At 63.6% G+C, this 1,142-nt stretch carries 1 protein-coding gene; it reads right to left on the bottom strand.

The annotated features are described in order from the left end of the window. Nucleotides 1–33: 33 nt before the first annotated feature. Nucleotides 34–990 carry an IS5 family transposase gene (locus tag EN786_RS35910; protein WP_135910005.1) on the bottom strand — a complete coding sequence of 319 codons (957 nt, stop codon included), beginning with the start codon at nt 988–990 and terminating at the stop codon, nt 34–36. Nucleotides 991–1,142 lie beyond the last annotated feature (152 nt).

The following is a 1,142-nucleotide window of genomic DNA, read 5'->3' as shown; positions in this document are numbered from 1 at the left end:
GCGATGCGGCCTTAGGCCGGATGCTGGACGCACCTATGGCGTGATGGCGGCCCATCGGCGCATGTTGAAGGCGATCGCTGCCATCGTCACTTGGGCTGCGGCCTTGGCCAGTCCGACATAGCGGATCGTGGTCAGCTTCATGCGGTTCTTGAGCGTCGCGAAAGTGGTCTCCACCGCCGCTCGCCGTCTCGCGATCAGGCGATTGTAGCGCTTGAGCCGCTCGGGCAACGGATGGTGCTTGTTGGGCCGGCGGGCAATGCGAACCTTCTTGCCTTCGGCCTTCAATCGAGCACGACGGGCGTGGGTATCATAGGCGGCATCCGCCCACACCGCCTTCTCGTCGCCGCAGATCAAGGCATCGGCCATCACCGTGTCGTTGACGTTGGCCGCCGTGGTGATCACCGTGCGGATCAGGCCAGAGCCCTCATCGACCCCGACATGGGCCTTATAGCCGAAGGTGAGGCCGCGCTTGCCTTTGCGGGCGGTGACGCGGGCGTCCGTATCCTGCGACGGCCGATCCGCTGCCGGCGGCGCCGACACCGCATCGATCAGCGTGGCATCCAGCATCGTGCCGCGCTTCAGGATCACGCCGGCCTTCTCCAACTGCCGGTCCAACTCGCCAAACAACTTCTCCATCAGCCCTTCGCCAACAAGCAGGTTGCGAAAGCGCGACAGTACCGTGTGATCGGGGATGCTCTCCTCAAGCCCGAGCCCGACAAAGCGCCGGAATGACAATCGATCGCCCAGCGCTTCCTCGAGCTCGCGATCCGATAGCCCATAGAGTGATTGCAGCAATAGCGCCTTGAAGAGTAACAACGGCGGCCAGGCCGCACGGCCCGCCCCGCCATCGCGTAGCGGGTTGAGCAGCTTCTCGAAGCGATACCACTTCACCAGACCGGACAGTCGATCGAGCGGCGAGGATCCACCTGCAAGCTTCTGGCCCAAAAATGCTTCCGCCAGGCTCAACTGACCAGTCTGCTTCACCGCCATTGCGATTCCCTCCGAGCTTCCGTCTCAGAGAATCACAACCAGCCAATTACGCAACAGGCCCTCAAGGGGAGAGATCACCCGCGCTCCGGAAACATCGCCTTCAGCCCCTCACGCGACGCCTTTGCCACGCCGCGCCCGGTGATCAGCCCCGT

The sequence above is a fragment of the Mesorhizobium sp. M4B.F.Ca.ET.143.01.1.1 genome, assembly GCF_004792275.1.
GTDB lineage: Bacteria > Pseudomonadota > Alphaproteobacteria > Rhizobiales > Rhizobiaceae > Mesorhizobium > Mesorhizobium abyssinicae.
This window is presented reverse-complemented; position numbering and strand designations above follow the sequence as displayed.

What these genes read in the sequence shown, in the direction of transcription:
- EN786_RS35910 (WP_135910005.1), bottom strand. Translation starts at nt 990, where the DNA reads ATGGCGGTGAAGCAGACTGGTCAGTTGAGCCTGGCGGAAGCATTTTTG.